This is a genomic window from Nocardia flavorosea NBRC 108225 (genome assembly GCF_001613385.1).
GTDB classification, from domain to species: Bacteria; Actinomycetota; Actinomycetes; order Mycobacteriales; family Mycobacteriaceae; genus Nocardia; species Nocardia flavorosea.
Genome location: NZ_BDCG01000034.1, coordinates 1 through 2,790, shown reverse-complemented (window position 1 = coordinate 2,790; position 2,790 = coordinate 1). Strand labels below are relative to the sequence as shown.

The 2,790-nt window shown below is 69.5% G+C and carries 4 protein-coding genes; all 4 read left to right on the top strand.

Annotated elements, in window-relative coordinates; translation table 11 throughout:
- On the top strand, positions 1–1,025 hold a 1,025-nt coding region (locus tag NFL01S_RS36255; protein WP_169812148.1), incomplete at its 5' end, for a hypothetical protein.
- A gap of 138 nt (positions 1,026–1,163) precedes the next feature.
- The gene (locus tag NFL01S_RS33405) at positions 1,164–1,847 is read left to right on the top strand and encodes an AAA family ATPase (RefSeq protein WP_062980334.1); all 684 of its coding nucleotides are present in this window, start codon (positions 1,164–1,166) and stop codon (positions 1,845–1,847) included.
- Positions 1,847–2,236, top strand: coding sequence for a hypothetical protein (locus NFL01S_RS33400; protein WP_062980333.1), 390 nt, complete (start codon positions 1,847–1,849; stop codon positions 2,234–2,236). Before NFL01S_RS33405 ends, NFL01S_RS33400 begins: the two co-directional genes overlap by 1 nt.
- 38 nt (positions 2,237–2,274) lie before the next feature.
- Positions 2,275–2,550, top strand: a complete 276-nt coding sequence (locus NFL01S_RS33395) for a hypothetical protein (RefSeq protein WP_062980332.1) — start codon at positions 2,275–2,277, stop codon at positions 2,548–2,550.
- Positions 2,551–2,790 lie beyond the last annotated feature (240 nt).

Sequence of the window (2,790 nt, the reverse complement as noted above, 5' to 3'; positions counted from 1 at the left end):
CCGTTCTCGCCGCCCCGATTGTGGACTTACTACGCGCTATCGGGTCCGGGCAGATTCCGGCCGGCGGACCGAACGCGATCCTGTCCGCGTCCGCGGCCGCGATCGAGACCGCCCGCACCACCGCCCGCACCGCGGCCGATCAGATGGGGCAGCACTGGGCATCCGCGGCCGCCGATACCGCCGCTGATGAAGCCCACACCGCCCAGCAGCGCGCACAGCTCATCGCGGACAACGGCAACGCGCTGGCGGCCAATCTGGAGCGCGCGGCCGCCGATGTGCAGCGCGGCATGTTGGAGCTCGCCGCGATCCTGGAGCACTTCGTGACCGAGGTCGGGCCGTGGGTGCCGACGCTGCTCACTTCTCCGGCCGGCCTGGTGCTCATCCTCGAATCCGCGGCCGCGCACCTGCGCCAGGCCCTGGTGGTGGTGGAGCGGACCCGCACGGAGCTGGAGGACCGGAAGCGCGAGCTCCGGGAACTGATGGGCGAGCGAATCGACCAGGAGCCCACCGAACAGCCGGCCGGGCCCACCGAGACCGGCACCGACCCGACCGGCACCGGCACTCAGGCCGCGACCGGGCCCGCGGTCGATATCCCGCAGAGCTCCAGCAGTGCACCCGAGACCGGAGCTCCGGTACAGACCGGCGCGGCCGGTGGCGCGGCACCGACGCCGGACGGACTGACTCCCGAGGAGTACCGCTCCCGGCCGCTGTATCCCGGTGGGCCGACCCCGGACCCGACCGGACAGCCCGGGGTGACCGGACCGATTCCGCCGGCCGGACAGCAACCACCCGCGCGGCCGACTCCGCAGACTCCCGGGCCCTCGGCCACGCCCAGCGCACCGCCGAGCACGACGCCGGCCCCGGGCACCTCAGCACCGACCACCACCCCCAGCGCTCCACCGACCGCGGCACCGCCACCGGCCCGGCTTCCCGACCAGCCCGGGGTGATCGGGCCGGCTCCCGAGGTGCCCGAGACTCCGGCCCCTGTGGACCAGCCCGGGGTGATCGGGCCACCGCCGCAGTGACCTATCAAGATGATTCGCGAAGTTCCGGGAGCTATCGAAATGATGCGGCACCGAGGATTCCGCAGGTGGGCACGGTATTCTGTGGGCACTTCTACGCGTACACGCGTAGACCCTCCGCCGATCCCGGGAGCCGCCCACATGACCGAGATAACCGTCGGCAATCTCAAGGGCGGAGTCGGCAAGACGACCACCGCGGTACTGACGGCCCTCGGTCTCGCTGCCGAAGCCGAAGCCGGGGACAGCGACGACAAGACGCTGTTGGTCAGCGCCGACCCGCAGCAATCCGCGCTGAAGTGGGCGCACGTCGCCGGGGAAGACTGGCCGTGGGATCGGGTCAACGTGGTCGCCTGGACCGATCACCGCACACTCGGTCGCCAGATCGAGTCAGCACGCGGCGAGTACGCCCATATCGTGGTCGATACCCCGCCGAGCCGTACCCGGGTCACACGCGCCAGCCTGGAGGCCAAAACGCTGGAGGCAGCGTTGACCGCGACCGGCAATCTGATCGTCACCACCTCACCCAGCGCTATCGACCTGGCCGAGATCGCCGACACGTTCGAAGTCGCCGAAGCCGTCGATGCGATCCGGCCGGTCTATACCTCGGTGCTGGTAGTGCGGGTTCTGTGGAGCACGAAATCTGCCACCGAAGCGCCGGCCGTTCTCGTGGAGGACTTCGGCTATCCGGTCATGCAGTCGAGGATCTCGGCACGCGAACCGATCGCTCAGGCATTCGGCACCGCGCCCGCACTCACCGGCCCGTTCGCGGGATATGCCGATGCACTCACCGAGATCCACGCACGCCACGACCAGCAGGAGGCATGATGTCCGCCGCCCCTCACTCCAGCGGAGCCCAGCGCGCCGGGTCTTCCACCCGCGACCGGCTCAAGAACGCTGTTGCCTCCGGCGGACGTACGGCCGCGGTGCCGGAGAACCGACGTAGGCGCACCCCGAAGCCGGCCGCGCCCAATGACCTGGGAGCCGATACCCGGCCCGCACTGGAACGACGCAGCACCGGGAAGCAGCAGCAGGGCATCAATTTCGATACCGCGTTGCTGGAGTACATGCGCGAAGCCGTGGCCTACATGGGCCGACGCCACCCCGAAGAGGCCGGATCCGAATCGCTGGCCGCGCTCATCGACCAGGCCGTACGCGAGAAGCTGGACCGGTGGGAGCGCAAACACAACGACGGGAACGCGCTGCCGTCGCTGTAGTCCCCGCTATCCCTCAGCCCGGCGACAGGAGTCCCGCAGTGCCCGAGATAGACCCCTATGAGCCGTTCGACCCGATCGGTACACCACCCGAGGTCTACGCCGCGGTCTCGGCCGAAGTCTCCCGCGTTCTGGAACTCGCGCCCGATGAGGTGTTCGCCGAGTTGCGGCCGCTGCTCTCCCGGTCCCTTGACGAGTCCGACGCCGAAGAGGTCCGCAGACTGCGACGTATCGCGCTGCTTGCCGAATCGCTGAGCAAGTGGTGGTCCGAGGGCGGGCAATTCCTTGTGGAGGACGACGGAGCCGCCGCGCGGTAGCCTCCTCCGCACACTGGTCGACACATCCGCCGAAGGACGCCGATTCCGCGGTGCGGACGAACCTCGGTGCCCCGATTTTGATCCGCGGCCGGCCCTCCCGGTGGGCGCGGCATCACCGGCTTCCGCGGTCCCGATTCCGGCCCGTTTCGCACCCATTTTTCGCCCGATTCGCACCTTTTTCGACCACTTGAGAGCCCTCGAAACGACCGCTGCACGGCCCCCCGGATCGGTTGTGTCAGT